Consider the following 15,379-nt stretch of genomic DNA (forward strand, 5'->3'; position numbering starts at 1 on the left):
TCCGGTTGGGGTTAGTCACGTATCCAGCCTTTGCGGATCGGGATGGCAAAAATGGCGCGATACAGCGAAGAGAGCCCCCGGTAGAGCGCTTCACCGAAGAGATTCCACAGGATAGCCGCGCTCACGCAGCCAATCAGTCCCACCAGGAAACCGCCGACCATATCCAGCGGCCAGTGGACGCCGAGATAGACGCGCGACCAGGCGATAGCCACAGCGATCATCATCAGCACCGCACCGGACCACAGACGATGCCAGAACAGGAAAGCCAGCGCGAAGGTGAAGATCACCGTACCGTGATCGCTCGGGAAGGAGTCATCCGGCGCGTGGTGCAGGAAGGTGTAGCCAACGCGATCGACAAAAGGACGATCGTGCGGGAACGCGTGGCCGAGAATATAGCTGACCAGCACGCTAACCCCGAGCGCCATCGCGACTTTGATCACCAGCTGGCGCTGCGCCTTGACCTGGCTGCGGGGCCCCCACAGCCAGAGAATGGCTGCCAGCGCAGGCACGATGCTGATAAGGTCTTTCGCCAGAAAGGTGGCAAAATCAATCATCCACTCTGGCGAGGCAGGGGTGGCGTTGATTAGATAAAACAGCTGATAATTCAGATTCTCTAGCATAGCGTAATCACTCTTTTGCAAACCGGGTGGAAACCAGCCCGTAGACCGCCACCTGGGAAAACCAGACCCACCACCCGGCCCACAGGTTGTGAGAGAAAAAATGTGCCCCGCGCATCACCTGGCCGAAGCCCATCGCCAGGCCCAGAACCGCGCCAAGGATCACAAAGCTCCAGGCGAGACGCGGACGCTCGCGCCAGAAGGCAAAAAACAGCCCCATCACCATAAAGCCGCTGGAGGAATGACCGCCGGGGAAACAGCGCCCCGGGCCGCTGTCTGCCGGGACGGCGCTGAACAGGGGGTAAGACACGGCCTTACCGCCATATTCCACCAGATCCCACGGGCAGCTGTGGTGGCTGATGCTTTTCAGCACGCCGACCACCAGCGCGCCAAGCCCCATCAGCAGCGCGGCGGTAACCAGCCTTGCGTTGCGTTTGTAAGCGCCGTAAAGCAGCGCCACGGCGCTTAAGGCAATCGCAATGTACTTCGCCAGACGATGGTTAAGCAGATCCAGCAGGTGGTCTTTCTGCAGCGGGAAAGTCTGCGTCGCCGCGTCATACCAAAAACCGGTGATCCATCTGTCGAGCGCTTCATCGCGCGAAAGCCACGTAAACGCGACGGCAAGGGCTAACAGCACTAAAAGCTGATAACCATAAAAGCGGGGCGGTAAGCGGTAAAGTCGTTTTGTCTTATTTGTCTGTAAGTTAGACAATTCTGAGCGGCTGGAGGTGAGTGCCATAATATGAGGTCGTTGACGAATAATCGGGCTATCATAAATCTGTCAACTTAAGGAAACCTTAAACGAAGACGATATGTGCTTTATTTCTGTTTCTCCTCGATAAATCACTATCTCGGGCAGCGGCATTTCATTACACTCGTCGCGATTTTGTCATTATAAAGAGATTGCATGTTAAACCGTTCTACTTCTGGTTCACGTCTGGGTCGTCAGGCGTTGCTTTTCCCCCTGTGTCTGGTGCTCTACGAATTCTCTACCTATATCGGCAACGATATGATCCAGCCCGGTATGCTGGCCGTTGTGGAGCAGTACAACGCGGGAATTGAGTGGGTGCCGACCTCCATGACCGCCTACCTGGCCGGCGGCATGTTTTTGCAGTGGCTGTTAGGCCCGCTGTCGGATCGTATTGGCCGCCGCCCGGTAATGCTGACGGGCGTGGTGTGGTTTATCGTCACCTGCCTCGCCACGCTGCTGGCGCAAAACATTGAACAATTTACCCTGCTGCGCTTCCTGCAGGGGGTGAGCCTGTGCTTTATCGGCGCCGTGGGGTATGCCGCCATTCAGGAGTCGTTTGAAGAGGCGGTGTGCATCAAAATTACCGCGCTGATGGCGAACGTGGCGCTGATCGCCCCCTTACTCGGGCCGCTGGTGGGCGCCGCGTGGGTGCACGTTGCGCCGTGGGAAGGGATGTTTGTGCTGTTTGCCGTTCTCGCCGCCATCGCGTTCTTCGGCCTGCACCGGGCGATGCCGGAAACGGCTACCCGTCTGGGTGAAAAACTCTCGCTCAAAGAGCTGGGCCGGGATTACAAAGCAGTGCTGAAAAATGGCCGCTTTGTGGCGGGCGCGCTGGCGACCGGGTTCGTTAGCCTGCCGCTGCTGGCGTGGATCGCGCAGTCGCCGGTTATTATCATCAGCGGCGAACAGCTCAGCAGCTACGAGTACGGCCTGCTGCAGGTGCCGATCTTTGGTGCGCTGATAATCGGTAACCTGGTGCTGGCCCGTCTGACGTCTCGCCGCACCGTGCGTTCCCTGATTATCATGGGCGGCTGGCCGATTGCGGCAGGGCTGATTCTGGCGGCGGTAGCGACCGTTGCGTCATCCCACGCCTACCTGTGGATGACGGCGGGGCTGAGCATTTATGCCTTCGGGATTGGCGTGGCGAACGCGGGCCTGGTGCGCCTGACCCTGTTTGCGAGCGAGATGAGTAAAGGTACAGTCTCCGCGGCGATGGGCATGCTGCAGATGCTGATTTTTACCGTCGGTATTGAGGTGAGCAAGCACGCTTACGCGCTGGGCGGCAACGGTCTGTTCAGCCTGTTTAACCTCGCCAACGGCGTGCTGTGGGTTGGCCTGATGGTGGTGTTCCTGAAGGACAAACGCGTCGGAAACGCCTTGCAGCCCTGATCTTTTTTCCCTCTCCCCTTTGGGGAGAGGGTTAGGGTGAGGGGCCAGAGTGAGGTCACCAGACCGAACGCTATCAATTAAACGGCGCCTCTCCCTCCAGCACCTTATCAATCACGTTTAAAACGCCTTCCTCGTTATTGTTCGGCGCTTCAAAGCGCGCCTCCGTCTTAATATGCGGCCTGGCATTCGCCATCGCAAAGCTGAACCCGGACTGGCGCAGCATCTCCACGTCGTTGCCGCTGTCGCCAAAGGCCACCACCTCGCTGTCCTCAATGCCCCAGCGCGCTTGCAGGATCCGCAGGCCGTTGGCTTTATGCACGCCGGGGATAATCAGGTCAATGCTGCCGTGACCGGTGGTGACGGGCACCATAATGTCACTCAGCTTTTCATGCAGCAGCGCCTGAATGCGCGGAATTTCGTCATCGGAAACGTTGAGCCCGAACTTGAAGAAGATGTCGTTCAGGCTGTCGAAATCCTGCACCCTTTCGAGGCGGTGGTAATATTTTGACGCGATATCAATGAAGGCATCGTCATAGGCCTTAAGCGTGTAGGCGCTGCCTTTCCCGCAGGCGATAATTTCAATGCCGGGAACATCGTTTAAGACGGTGGCCACGGTGGCGAAATGCGCTTTTGTCAGCTCGCCGTTGAACACGTCTTCCCCGGCATCGACCACCCAACCGCCGTTTTCGGCGACGAACGCAATTTCATGCGCAATCTCCGGGAAAAAGGAGATCAGCTGGTAATACTGGTTGCCGCTGGCGACCACGAAGCGAATGCCTTGCTCCTTCATGCGCGCATACTGCGCCAGAAAGCGCGGGCGGTTATAGGTCTTGGCATCACTCAGGAATGTGCCATCCATGTCGACGGCGATCAGTTTAACGCTCATATCCCTTCTCCATTGACGTTTGTTCCGTTTCCGGCTTTGCCACCGCGCGCGCCACCAGCGCCGCGATGATGACCAACCCTAACACCACCAGCATGGCGCTGCGCAGCCCGTAGTGCTCGCCGAGGAAGCCGAGCAGCGGCGGCCCGACCAGGAAGGCGAGGTAGCCTGTGGTTGCCACCACGCTGACGCGGGTCGGGGCATCCGGACCGGTGTCGCTGGCAGCTGAAATGGTCAGCGGGAAGCCGAGCGACGCGCCCAGTCCCCAGAGGATCACCGAGACCCCGGCAATCCAGTCCACGTCGACAAAGACGATCATCGCAATGCCCAGGCCGCCCAGCAGGGCGCTGGCGCGCACCACCGCCACGCGGCTGTAGCGGTCGATAAACCAGCCGCCGGTGAAGCGACCCACGGTCATCCCCAGCGTGAACCCGGCGTAAATCAGCGAGCCGGATGTCGGACTAAAGCCGTGACCGTCCACCATCAGCAGCGGCAGCCAGTCGTTGGCGGAACCTTCCGCGAAGGCCATCGCCAGCACCACCACGCCGATGAGCATTAGCTGGAAATCTCGGTAGAAGGGCAGCCCTTTTTCCGTCGAATGCTGTTCTTCAGCGGAATTCTTGCCGGTACCGTTCGGGATCGCCCGGATGCCGGTCAGGATCGGAATGATGCACACCAGCGCCGCCAGCAGGATATGCAGATTCGCGCTCACGCCAGTGGCCGTCAGCGCCATCCCCACGCCCGCGCCGGCGAGGGTGCCGAGGCTGTAAAAGCCGTGCATCATGGGCAGAACGGTTTTGTTCATCTCGCGCTCGACCGCCGCCCCTTCAACGTTAATCGCAACCTCTGCCGAGCCGAAGCTGCCGCCAAATACCGTCAGCCCCAGGGCAAACAGCACCGGCGAGGCAAACCACAGCGCCACGCTCAGCACCACCATCCCGAAGACCGCGAAGCACATGGTGGTGCGGATCACCGCCCGCGTGCCAAAGCGCTTCACCAGCCACGCGGAGCAGAGAATACCGCTCATGGAGCCTATCGACAGGCCGAACAGCACGATGCCCATCTCCGCGGTGGAGACGGACAAAATATCGCGAATGGCGGGAGTGCGCGTGGCCCAGGAGGCCATCAGCAGACCGGGAATAAAGAAGAACATAAACAGCGCCCACATGCGGAGCTGCAGGGCTTTGCGGGGAGAGGTCAGCGTCATCGGGGTAGCACCAGAAGTACAACAGTAGCGACAACACTAGCAAATTTGTGTACATTTGTACACAAACCACGTGAGGAATTTATGAGCAGACCACCGAACGATCCGCATCGCCGGGAGAAGATCCTGCAGGCGACGCTGGATACCATTGCTGAGCACGGGATTCACGCCGTTACGCACCGTAAAATCGCCACCTGCGCGGGCGTGCCGCTGGGGTCGATGACCTACTATTTCGACGGCATGGAGCCGCTGCTGGAGGAGGCCTTCACGTGGTTTACCCGGCAGATGTCGCAGCAGTATCGGGATTTCTTCGCGGGCGTCACCGGACCGGAAATGGCGTGTGAATCCATCACCACCCTGATCCACAGCTCGCAGGTGACCACGCCGCACAACATGGCGCTGATGTATCAGCTCTACGCCTTTATGCACCGCAGCGCGGCGCTTAAAACGGTAATGCAGGACTGGATGAAGATGAGCCAGACCACGCTGGAGCAGTGGTTCGACCCGGTCACCACCCGCGCGCTGGATGCCTTCATCGAAGGGATGACGCTGCACTATGTGACCGACCGGGCGCCGTTAACCCGCGAAGAGATCCGGGCGATGGTGGGGAGAATTGCGGGCGAGGAAAACCCTTAGGCATCACTCGCCCTGCCTGTTTTACCTGCGTTCGATTTTTTTCCCGCTGGCGTCCACGACGGCTTCGCCATCCTCTTTGGTAAACGCTCCTTTCTGCGCGTCCGGCAGGATGTCGAGGACGACTTCAGACGGGCGGCACAGGCGGGTGCCCAGCGGCGTCACCACAATCGGACGGTTGATCAGGATCGGGTATTGCAGCATGAAGTCGATAAGCTGGTCGTCGGTGAAATTATCTTCAGCAAGACCGAGCTGTTCATACGGCTCCACGTTTTTGCGCAGCAGATCCCGCACCGAAATGCCCATATCGGCAATCAGGGTGGTCAGCCTATCGCGCGACGGCGGGGTTTCCAGATAGAGGATAATCTCCGGCTCCGCGCCGCTGTTGCGGATCATCTCCAGCGTGTTGCGCGAGGTGCCGCATGCCGGGTTGTGATAAATGGTGATGTGGCTCATATCAGTGGCTCATTACAGTGTGAAGGAGAGACGTAGCGCCAGTGCGGCGAGCGTCACAAACAGGACCGGCAGCGTCATGATGATGCCCGTCCGGAAATAGTAGCCCCAGGTTATCGTCATATTTTTCTGCGCCAGCACGTGGAGCCAGAGCAGGGTAGCGAGGCTGCCGATAGGCGTGATTTTTGGCCCCAGATCGCAGCCAATCACGTTGGCGTAAATCATCGCGTCCTTGATCAATCCCGTCGCCGTGCTGCCCTCAATAGAGAGCGCGCCAATCAGCACCGTGGGCATATTGTTCATTATGGATGACAGGAACGCGGTGATGAACCCGGTTCCCAGCGTGGTGGCCCACAGCCCGTGTCCGGCCAGACTATTCAGCACGCCTGTGAGAGAGTCCGTCAGCCCGGCATTACGCAGGCCATACACCACCAGATACATACCCAGCGAGAAGATAACGATCTGCCACGGTGCGCCGCGCAGCACTTTTCCGGTGTTTATTGCATGTCCCCGCTTTGCGACAGCGAATAAAATCAGCGCGCCGACGGTCGCGATGGCGCTGACCGGAATGCCGAGAGGTTCAAGCACAAAGAAGCCGACGAGCAGAAGCAGCAGCACGACCCAGCCCGTCCTGAACGTCGGGAGATCGTGAATGGCCCGCGCGGGCTTCTGAAGTTTCGCCAGGTCATATTCCGGGGGAATTTCCTTGCGGAAGAAGAGATGCAGCATCACCAGCGTTGCGGCAATCGCGGCGATATCAACGGGGATCATCACCGAGGCGTATTCGCTGAACCCCAGCTTAAAGAAGTCTGCCGACACGATGTTGACCAGGTTCGACACAATCAGCGGCAGGCTGGCGGTATCGGCGATAAAACCTGCCGCCATCACAAACGCCAGCGTGGCCTGCTTGCTGAACCCCAGCGCCAGCAGCATGGCAATGACGATAGGCGTCAGGATCAGCGCCGCGCCGTCATTGGCAAACAGCGCCGCCACGGCCGCACCCAGCAGGACGATATAAGTAAACAGCAATCGCCCGCGACCGTTTCCCCAGCGGGCGACGTGCAGCGCCGCCCACTCGAAAAAGCCGGACTCATCCAGCAGCAGGCTGATGATAATGACGGCGATAAACGTTGCCGTGGCGTTCCAGACGATATTCCAGACCACCGGAATATCATTAATGTGAATCACGCCGCTGACCAGCGCCAGCACGGCGCCGATGGTCGCGCTCCAGCCGATACTGAGCCCCCTGGGCTGCCAGATGACCAGCACCAGCGTAAACAGAAAAATTGCCCCTGCCAGAAACATCGCTTACTCCGTTATATCTGTTTTTGTGAATGTGTTTTGTTTAGCACGAACCCGGAAGCCGGTTTTTCAGCTTCATGCGCGTCTCTTCCCGCAGGCAGTTCCAGCTGTTGTCGATAACGGTTGCCGCCCAGGCCGGCATGTTGGGAGAGAGGCGGTAATGGACCCATTTCCCCTCGCGACGGTCGATAACCAGCCCGGACTCGCGCAGCAGAGCCATGTGGCGGGAGACCTTCGGCTGCGGTTCGTTGGTGGCGGAGCAGAGATCGCAGACGCACAGCTCGCCGGCTTCGCGAAGCAGCATGACGATGGCGAGCCGCGTTTCGTCGGAGAGGGTTTTGAAGAGCTGGAGTGGGTGGAGCATGATCAAACCTGCGAGTAGTTAATACATATTCTATAAATCATATATGTTTGATGTGGGGGATGGAAGAGGGGAGGAGACCAGGCTGCTTTTAAACTTAAAAAATCGTCTGGAATCGCTAATGAGCTTTGGATATTCTTTGTGCGGGACAGGATGACTAAGAATGAGATATGGACGCTAAACAGGTTGCATTAGGGATTCTCGATGGGATCTCCTCCATACCAAATACCGCTTACCTGGGTGTTGTAAGAAGCTGGGAGGGAAGCGGATTTGCCGGGGATAGCGCTAAACAAAGAAACCAGGCTGAGACGGAGCGTTTTTTCTATATGCTCAAAAGTCTGGGTAATGCTGAGTCACCTTTACGCAGACTAATTACTATTGTTTTCACATCCTTTTATAAAAAACTCAATGATGAAGGTAAAAAGGCTGTAAACAATAAATTGGGTTACGGAGCCGGAAGTGTTGGTGGGCGAACAGCTGGACAGATCGTACTGGCGCAGACAACTGCGAGTCTTATGTTGAATCGTCTGGCAATCGATCAGGCGTACAAACATTTTATCCGGTTTAGTGCTTCAGCAGCGTTAAACGTCGTGCTGTTCCAGGGGATTATTGAAGAGTCAGCCAGAGCATCAAGAAGGATGAAAACCAAATATCCCTCTACGTACGCCATGGTGTCAAAAGAGAATCTGGATATGGTCTACTTCCTCGTCGAACAACAGCTAGAGCCTTACCTCGTGTTCATTGAAGGGCATCCTATTGATTGCAAAGGAATACAGAATGAAATTTGTAAAATCGTTAATGTCCCACGCAATTGAGGGAACTATCACCTTTCTGGCTGTGATTTTTGCTTTGGGGTCTTTCTTCTGGTTTGAAAGTACATGGTTGAAGCTCGCCGGATGTTTTGTGGCGTTGATAGCTGGCTATCTGCTTTCATACGCAGCGGCCAAAATTAGAGGTAGCTGAGCCTGGACTTTCGTGATGTGAAATTAAAACATTTTCCCTCCATTTTTGTCGGAATGGAGCCAACCGAATCGATTGAAAATCGTTTGCTATTTTCAGGCAACAAAAAACCCATCAACCTTGAACCAAAACGGCGGGGTTGATGGGCTCCACAAATTGGGGACATCAAAGAAAAGCAGTGGCACTAGTTATGACTGCCCCCTGCTAAAAAAGTTCTGCGCGTTACAAAAATTTTTTCATTACGCGCAAACTTAGGAGTTATCCGAGTCCAGGCCAGATGATGATAATCAGCGTACCCGCCAGCGTCAGCAGTACGTTGGCGATAGCGTACGTGCCAGCATAACCCAGCGCCGGGATGTTGCTGCGCGCGGTATCGCTGATGATTTCCATTGCCGGCGCGCAGGTTCGGGCCCCCATCATTGCCCCGAACAGCAGGGCGCGGTTCATGCGCAGCACGTAGGCGCCGAACAGGAAGCAGATCACCACCGGCACCAGGCTGACGATAAGGCCGGACACCAGCATCTGCCAGCCGACGGCGCCCAGGCTGTGGCCGATGCCGCTGCCCGCGCTTAGGCCAACGCCCGCCATAAACACCATCAGACCGAACTCTTTCACCATGTTCAGCGCGCCCTGCGGAATATAGCCGAAGGTCGGGTGGTTGGCTCGCAGGAAGCCCAGCATGATCCCGGCGAACAGCAGCCCGGCGGCGTTACCGATGCCGAAGCTAAAGTTGCTGAACTGGAAGGTGATCATCCCGATCATCAGGCCAACAATGAAGAAGGCGCAGAAGGCCAGCAGGTCGGTGACCTGGCTGTGAATGGAGATAAAGCCGATGCGGTCGGCAACGGTTTTTACGCGTCGCGCGTCGCCGCTGACCTGCAGAACGTCGCCTTTGTTGAGCACGACATTGTCGTCGATAGGCATCTCAATCTGGCTGCGGATCACGCGGTTGAGGAAGCAGCCGTGGTCGGTCAGCTTCAGCTGCGCCAGACGGCGGCCAACGGCGTTGTGGTTTTTCACCACAATTTCTTCGGTGACGATGCGCATGTCGAGCAGGTCGCGGTCGAACACCTCTTTGCCGTTACGGAAGCTCGGGTCGAGACGGGCGTGGGCGTCCGGGTAACCCACCAGCGCGATGTCGTCGCCCATCTGCAGCACCGCGTCGCCGTCCGGGTTCGCCAGAATGCCGTTGCGGCGGATACGTTCGATATAGCAGCCCGTCTGGCGGTAAATCCCCAGCTCGCGAAGATTTTTGCCGTCTGCCCATGCCACCAGCTCCGGCCCGACGCGGTAGGCGCGGATCACCGGAAGATAGACTTTACGTTTGGAATCGGTATCCAGGCCGCGCTCGCGCGCGATTTGCTGGGCGCTGGTCTGCAGATCCTGGTGCTGCAGTTTTGGCAGGTAGCGCGCGCCAACGATCAGGCTCACCAGACCAATCAGATAGGTCAGGGCGTAGCCCAGGCTCAGATGGTCGAGGGCGGTAGAGAGCTGCGCGCCCGCCATGCCGGAATGGCGCAGGGTGTCACCGGCGCCCACGAGCACGGGGGTGGAGGTCATGGAGCCAGCCAGCATACCGGCCGTAAGCCCGATATCCCAGCCAAACAGTTTGCCCAGCCCCAACGCGATCAGCAGCGCGCTGCCGACCATCACCAGCGCCAGCATCAGATAATTTTTGCCGTCGCGGAAGAAAATTGAAAAAAAGTTAGGTCCCGCTTCTACGCCAACGCAAAAAATAAACAGCATAAAACCTAAGTTCAGCGCGTCCGTGTTAATGCTGAAGTGCTGCTGGCCTAATAATAAGGAGACGACTAAAACGCCAATGGAATTACCGAGTTGAACCGAACCCAGGCGCAATTTACCCAGGCAAAGACCCAGCGCCAGTACCACAAATAATAACAGGATGTAATTCCCATTTAACAAGTCTGCGACGTTTATATTCACGGAGGCTAACTTCTTGTTTACCAGTAAGTTGTTGAATGAAAGGACTTTTTGGGCTACTGTTTTCTGGGTCAGGGAAAGGCGTTAACGCTCCCTGTTTCCTGCTTTATTCCCTAAAACATTAGCTGGCGTGTAGTTTAATCGCATTAGCTACTGACAGCTACTGATTATCGCATCACCCTGTGCGTACTTTGGCATGGATTGCCGCACTGCTTTATCTGACTGGGCGTCTACCCGACGAATGTGTATTTGATAGAGATAAGTCAGGAGGATAGTTTGAATATGAAACGAAACTGGGCGGGGGTGATCAGCTGTTTTTTGCTGTTCACGGTCGTGTGTATGTCGCTCGCATTTAATGTGAAGGGCGCGTTCAGGGCGTCCGGGCATCCCGAGCTGGGGTTGCTCTTCTTCACGCTGCCGGGTGCCGCTGCCAGTTTTCTCTCCCGTAAAGGGGAGGTGGTGAAACCGCTTCTCGGTGCCATACTCGCAGCGCCGCTGTGTCTGCTCATGATGCGCCTGATGTATATCTCAACGCGGAGTTTCTGGCAGGAGCTGGCGTGGCTGCTGAGCGCCGTGTTCTGGTGCGCGCTTGGCGCGCTCTGCTACCTGTTTGTGCGCAGCCTGGTTCAGCACCGACGACACCACAAATAAAAACGCCCTCACGGTGAGGGCGTCCTTTCATTACTGAGCGGCAAACAGGCCCAGATGTTCTTTAGCGTAGGTTTCAAAGTCGGTGCAGCCGCCGATGTGTTTCTGATCGAGGAAGATCTGCGGTACGGTTTCAACCGGCTTACCGACGGTTTTTTCCAGATCGGCTTTGGTGATGCCTTCCGCGTGGATGTCCACATAGCGGAAGTTGAAGTCATCGCGCTCTTCGGTCAGTTTCTCAGCCAGCTCTTTTGCGCGAACACAGTAAGGGCACCCTGGACGACCAAAAATTACTGCAAACATTTCTCTCTCCTCAAAAAACAAGCCTGACGGCGAATAGCAGGTATAGTGCCCCATAACCCGCCGTCATTAAAGAAGGTTTCGCCTGTCGTTATAATATCTATGAGCTATGTTTCGCCAATTACACCGCGCGCATCATTGCCTATACTGGCTGCCATACGTATTAAGCAAGACAAAGAGAGACAAGATGACGCCAACCATAGACCTGCTCCTTTCCCACCGTTCCATTCGCCACTTCACCGATGAGCCGATTACCGAGGCGCAGCGCGAAGCGATTATTAACAGCGCAAGAGCCACCTCCAGCTCCAGCTTTCTGCAGTGCAGCTCCATTATTCGCATTACCGATCCGGCTATGCGTGAACAGCTGGTGACGCTGACCGGCGGGCAGAAGAATGTGGCTCAGGCAGCCGAGTTCTGGGTGTTCTGCGCCGACTTTAACCGCCACCTGCAGATCTGCCCTGAGGCCGAGCTGGGGCTGGCGGAACAGCTGCTGCTGGGCGTGGTGGATACCGCGCTGATGGCGCAAAACGCCTTTACGGCGGCGGAGTCGCTGGGGTTAGGCGGCGTCTATATCGGCGGGCTGCGTAACAACATTCAAAGCGTGACCGACCTGCTGAAGCTGCCAAAACACGTGCTGCCGCTGTTTGGCCTGTGCCTCGGCTGGCCGGCGGATAACCCGGATCTGAAGCCGCGCATTCCTGCCGCCATGCTGGTGCACGAAAACCACTACCAGCCGGTCGACCAGGACGTTCTGAATCACTACGATGAAGAGCTGGCCAACTACTACATGACGCGCGGCAGCAATAACCGTCGCGACACCTGGACTGACCATATTCGCCGCACCATCATTAAAGAAAACCGCCCGTTCATTCTTGAGTATCTGCACAAGCAGGGCTGGGCAACGCGATAGTCCATTTAACCTGCGCCTGCCTGCGTATATGATATGCAGGCTTTTTCCATGTCTTCAGAGAGGTGCAGGGTGAAAATTGCCATATTGTCCCGGGACGGAACGCTCTATTCATGTAAGCGCCTGCGAGAAGCGGCGGCGAAACGCGGGCATCAGGTTGAGATCCTCGACCCGATGTCCTGCTATATGAACATCGACCCCGCCGCGTCGTCGATTCACTACAAAGGCCGCAAGCTGCCGCACTTCGATGCGGTGATCCCCCGCATCGGCTCCCAGATTACCTACTACGGCACCGCCGCGCTGCGCCAGTTCGAGATGCTGGGCAGCTATCCGCTCAACGAATCCGTCGCTATATCCCGCGCCCGCGACAAGCTGCGCTCGCTGCAGCTGCTCGCCCGTCAGGGAATCGATCTTCCCGTCACCGGGATTGCCCATTCCCCGGACGACACCAGCGATCTCATCGACATGGTGGGCGGCGCGCCTTTAGTGATCAAGCTGGTGGAAGGCACGCAGGGCATAGGCGTGGTGCTGGCGGAAACGCGTCAGGCGGCAGAAAGCGTGATTGACGCCTTTCGCGGCCTGAATGCGCACATTCTGGTGCAGGAGTACATTGAAGAGGCGAAAGGGCGCGACATTCGCTGCTTTGTGGTGGGTAACGAGGTCGTGGCCGCGATTGAGCGCCAGGCCAAAGAGGGCGATTTCCGCTCTAACCTTCACCGCGGCGGCGTAGCGCGGGTAGCCGATATTAGCGAACGCGAGCGGGAAATAGCCGTTAAAGCGGCGCAAACCCTGGGGCTGGACGTGGCGGGCGTGGATCTTCTGCGCGCGACGCGAGGGCCGCTGGTGATGGAGGTGAACGCCTCCCCGGGGCTGGAAGGCGTGGAAAAAACCACAGGGGTCGATATTGCAGGTAAAATGATCTCATGGATCGAGCGTCATGCCACGCCGGGCTACTGTCTTAAAACGGGCGGTTAAATGGATTACCGGGCGCTTTTTGAGTACCCTATGCGAAGTTTTTACTAAAGAGGCTGCACCGCGATGGATTTACAGGTCGTACCTACACTGGATACGTTACGTCAATGGCTTGATGATGCCGGGATCACGTTCTTCGAATGCGATTCCTGCCAGGCGCTGCATCTGCCTCATATGCAGAATTTCGACGGCATTTTCGATGCTAAAATCGATCTGATTAACGACGTGATCCTTTTCTCCGCGCTGGCCGAAGTGAAGCCTTCTGCGCTGCTGGCGCTGGCCTCCGACCTGTCGGCGATCAACGCCAGTTCTTTGACGGTGAAAGCATTTCTCGATATACAGGACGATAATCTGCCAAAACTGGTCGTTTGCCAGTCTTTATTCTCCGGGGCAGGGCTTTCGTTCAAGCAGTTCGCCTGGTTTATGCGCTTGAGTGAAGAGCAAATTTCCATGGTTATGATGGAAGCCAATGCACATCATCTGCTGTACAGCGCGGAAGACGATGCAGAGAATAATGATGCATCTCCCAATTTTCTTCACTAAGCCTGTCTGACTTTTGCGCAGTCGCTGCCATAGCGGCTGCAGAAGGCCATTTTTTCTGCTGCTTTTAACCTTTCTTTAAAGAATATTTCACCTCCCTCAAGGCCATTTCGGCTTATCACGTAGACTTAACCTGCATAAAAAATTGATAAAAGGCGTTTTTTCGTCTGGGCTATAGCCGGAGACACGGGCTACAGTTATTCTTGCGATGCTTAAAAAAGCGAGCGGAAACTGCCGGGTAAAGAGGTTTCTTTTTATTTTGAGCAGAGCGACAAACTATGCATGATTTTTGCATATATCCAGATTGCACAGTTTAGCTCGTTTGTTAACGAGCTTTCAGAAGGAATAACACTATGATCGCCTTGAATAAAAAATGGTTATCGGGTCTGGTTGCGGGTGCTCTGATGGCCGTCTCTGCCGGCACGCTCGCTGCGGAACAAAAAACGCTGCACGTTTACAACTGGTCTGACTATATTGCGCCGGACACGGTCGCTAATTTTGAAAAAGAGACCGGCATCAAAGTGGTCTATGACGTTTTCGATTCCAACGAAGTGCTGGAAGGAAAGCTGATGGCGGGCAGCACCGGTTTTGACCTGGTGGTACCTTCCGCAAGCTTCCTGGAGCGTCAGCTGACGGCGGGCGTCTTCCAGCCGCTGGACAAGAGCAAGTTATCGAACTGGAAAAACCTCGACCCGGAAGTGCTGAAGCTGGTGGCGAAGCACGACCCTGACAACAAATACGCCATGCCTTACCTGTGGGCGACCACCGGTATCGGCTACAACGTGGATAAAGTCAAAGCCGCGCTGGGCCCGGACGTGAAGCTGGACAGCTGGGACGTGGTGCTGAAGCCGGAAAACCTTGAGAAGCTGAAAAGCTGCGGCGTCTCCTTCCTCGATGCGCCGGAAGAGATTTTCGCCACCGTGCTGAACTACCTGGGCAAAGACCCGAACAGCAATAAAGCCGATGATTACACCGGCCCGGCGACCGATCTGCTGCTGAAGCTGCGTCCAAACATTCGCTACTTCCACTCGTCCCAGTACATCAACGACCTGGCGAACGGCGACATCTGCGTGGCGATCGGCTGGGCAGGGGACGTGTGGCAGGCGGCGAACCGCGCGAAAGAGGCGAAAAACGGCGTGAACGTGTCTTACTTCATTCCGAAAGAGGGGGCGCTGGCCTTCTTTGACGTCTTCGCGATGCCTGCCGATGCGAAAAATAAAGAGGAAGCGTACCAGTTCCTTAACTACCTGATGCGTCCGGAAGTGATTGCCCATATCAGCGACCACGTCTACTACGCCAACGGTAACAAGGCCTCCTTGCCGCTGATTAGCGAAGAAATTCGTAATAATCCGGCTATCTATCCGCCGGCGGACGTGTTCGCCAAGCTGTTCACCCTGAAGGTTCAGGATCCAAAAATTGACCGCGCGCGTACCCGCGCGTGGACCAAGGTGAAAAGCGGTAAATAACCCTTTGTCGTAGGCCGGGCAAGCGTTAGCGCCCCCGGCAACAGGCGCACCG

The 15,379-nt window shown here is 56.5% G+C and carries 17 protein-coding genes; 8 read left to right on the plus strand and 9 right to left on the minus strand.

The genetic code is table 11. The features are described from left to right. Positions 1-11 precede the first annotated feature (11 nt). Both ybjG and UTO39_RS09035 read right to left on the minus strand, forming a co-directional pair. Positions 12-620: an undecaprenyl-diphosphate phosphatase gene (ybjG, locus tag UTO39_RS09030; RefSeq protein WP_061098764.1), complete on the minus strand. Its 609-nt coding sequence runs from the start codon at positions 618-620 to the stop codon at positions 12-14. 7 nt (positions 621-627) lie between these two features. Continuing rightward, the gene (locus UTO39_RS09035) at positions 628-1,356 is read right to left on the minus strand and encodes a phosphatase PAP2 family protein (RefSeq protein WP_320726998.1); all 729 of its coding nucleotides are present in this window, start codon (positions 1,354-1,356) and stop codon (positions 628-630) included. Between the two features lie 168 nt (positions 1,357-1,524). On the opposite strand from UTO39_RS09035, the gene UTO39_RS09040 reads away from it, so the two are divergent. Beyond that, the gene (locus UTO39_RS09040; RefSeq protein ID WP_061098762.1) at positions 1,525-2,757 is read left to right on the plus strand and encodes an MFS transporter; all 1,233 of its coding nucleotides are present in this window, start codon (positions 1,525-1,527) and stop codon (positions 2,755-2,757) included. A 73-nt stretch (positions 2,758-2,830) separates the two neighbouring features. On the opposite strand, the gene UTO39_RS09045 is transcribed toward UTO39_RS09040, so the two are convergent. After that, positions 2,831-3,643, minus strand: a complete 813-nt coding sequence (locus UTO39_RS09045; RefSeq protein ID WP_320726999.1) for a Cof-type HAD-IIB family hydrolase — start codon at positions 3,641-3,643, stop codon at positions 2,831-2,833. Next, positions 3,633-4,847, minus strand: coding sequence for an MFS transporter (locus UTO39_RS09050; RefSeq protein ID WP_266178449.1), 1,215 nt, complete (start codon positions 4,845-4,847; stop codon positions 3,633-3,635). Before UTO39_RS09050 ends, UTO39_RS09045 begins: the two co-directional genes overlap by 11 nt. Before the next feature lie 81 nt (positions 4,848-4,928). Between UTO39_RS09050 and UTO39_RS09055 the strand changes: the two genes are divergently transcribed. After that, complete coding sequence (locus UTO39_RS09055; RefSeq protein WP_045327381.1) at positions 4,929-5,480, plus strand: TetR/AcrR family transcriptional regulator; 552 nt, start codon at positions 4,929-4,931, stop codon at positions 5,478-5,480. Between the two features lie 21 nt (positions 5,481-5,501). Here the strand turns inward: UTO39_RS09055 and arsC are convergent, their stop codons facing one another. Genes arsC through UTO39_RS09070 form a run of 3 tightly spaced genes read right to left on the minus strand, consistent with a single transcriptional unit; the run spans position 5,502 to position 7,596 of the window. After that, positions 5,502-5,933 (minus strand): glutaredoxin-dependent arsenate reductase, encoded by a 432-nt coding sequence (arsC, locus tag UTO39_RS09060; protein WP_266178447.1) that lies wholly within the window; start codon positions 5,931-5,933, stop codon positions 5,502-5,504. A 12-nt stretch (positions 5,934-5,945) separates the two neighbouring features. After that, positions 5,946-7,235: an arsenic transporter gene (locus UTO39_RS09065; RefSeq protein ID WP_320727000.1), complete on the minus strand. Its 1,290-nt coding sequence runs from the start codon at positions 7,233-7,235 to the stop codon at positions 5,946-5,948. Positions 7,236-7,275: 40 nt separating this feature from the next. Continuing rightward, positions 7,276-7,596: a metalloregulator ArsR/SmtB family transcription factor gene (locus UTO39_RS09070; RefSeq protein ID WP_320727001.1), complete on the minus strand. Its 321-nt coding sequence runs from the start codon at positions 7,594-7,596 to the stop codon at positions 7,276-7,278. A gap of 167 nt (positions 7,597-7,763) precedes the next feature. Here UTO39_RS09070 and UTO39_RS09075 point away from each other — a divergent pair, with 167 nt between their 5' ends. Then, on the plus strand, positions 7,764-8,408 hold the full coding sequence (locus tag UTO39_RS09075) for a hypothetical protein (RefSeq protein WP_320727002.1): 645 nt from the start codon (positions 7,764-7,766) through the stop codon (positions 8,406-8,408). Positions 8,409-8,811: 403 nt separating this feature from the next. Here UTO39_RS09075 and UTO39_RS09080 read toward each other — a convergent pair whose 3' ends face one another. After that, complete coding sequence (locus UTO39_RS09080; protein WP_014169303.1) at positions 8,812-10,497, minus strand: aspartate:alanine antiporter; 1,686 nt, start codon at positions 10,495-10,497, stop codon at positions 8,812-8,814. A 279-nt stretch (positions 10,498-10,776) separates the two neighbouring features. Here UTO39_RS09080 and UTO39_RS09085 point away from each other — a divergent pair, with 279 nt between their 5' ends. Further along, positions 10,777-11,145 carry an inner membrane protein YbjM gene (locus tag UTO39_RS09085; protein WP_061098753.1) on the plus strand — a complete coding sequence of 123 codons (369 nt, stop codon included), beginning with the start codon at positions 10,777-10,779 and terminating at the stop codon, positions 11,143-11,145. 30 nt (positions 11,146-11,175) lie between these two features. On the opposite strand, the gene UTO39_RS09090 is transcribed toward UTO39_RS09085, so the two are convergent. Continuing rightward, positions 11,176-11,445, minus strand: a complete 270-nt coding sequence (locus UTO39_RS09090) for a GrxA family glutaredoxin (RefSeq protein ID WP_320727003.1) — start codon at positions 11,443-11,445, stop codon at positions 11,176-11,178. Between the two features lie 184 nt (positions 11,446-11,629). On the opposite strand from UTO39_RS09090, the gene nfsA reads away from it, so the two are divergent. The 4 genes from nfsA (at position 11,630) to potF (ending at position 15,327) form a co-directional block, all read left to right on the plus strand. Further along, positions 11,630-12,352 (plus strand): nitroreductase NfsA, encoded by a 723-nt coding sequence (nfsA, locus tag UTO39_RS09095; protein ID WP_320727004.1) that lies wholly within the window; start codon positions 11,630-11,632, stop codon positions 12,350-12,352. A 69-nt stretch (positions 12,353-12,421) separates the two neighbouring features. Then, positions 12,422-13,324, plus strand: coding sequence for a 30S ribosomal protein S6--L-glutamate ligase (gene rimK, locus UTO39_RS09100; RefSeq protein WP_028012504.1), 903 nt, complete (start codon positions 12,422-12,424; stop codon positions 13,322-13,324). 63 nt (positions 13,325-13,387) lie between these two features. Then, positions 13,388-13,864 carry a YbjN domain-containing protein gene (locus UTO39_RS09105; RefSeq protein WP_003858385.1) on the plus strand — a complete coding sequence of 159 codons (477 nt, stop codon included), beginning with the start codon at positions 13,388-13,390 and terminating at the stop codon, positions 13,862-13,864. Positions 13,865-14,214: 350 nt separating this feature from the next. Next, entirely contained in the window at positions 14,215-15,327 is a 1,113-nt protein-coding gene (gene potF / locus UTO39_RS09110) for a spermidine/putrescine ABC transporter substrate-binding protein PotF (RefSeq protein ID WP_320727005.1), read from the plus strand. Positions 15,328-15,379 lie beyond the last annotated feature (52 nt).

It is taken from the genome of Enterobacter sp. 118C5 (genome assembly GCF_034107645.1).
In the GTDB taxonomy this organism is placed as follows: Bacteria; Pseudomonadota; Gammaproteobacteria; order Enterobacterales; family Enterobacteriaceae; genus Enterobacter; species Enterobacter nematophilus.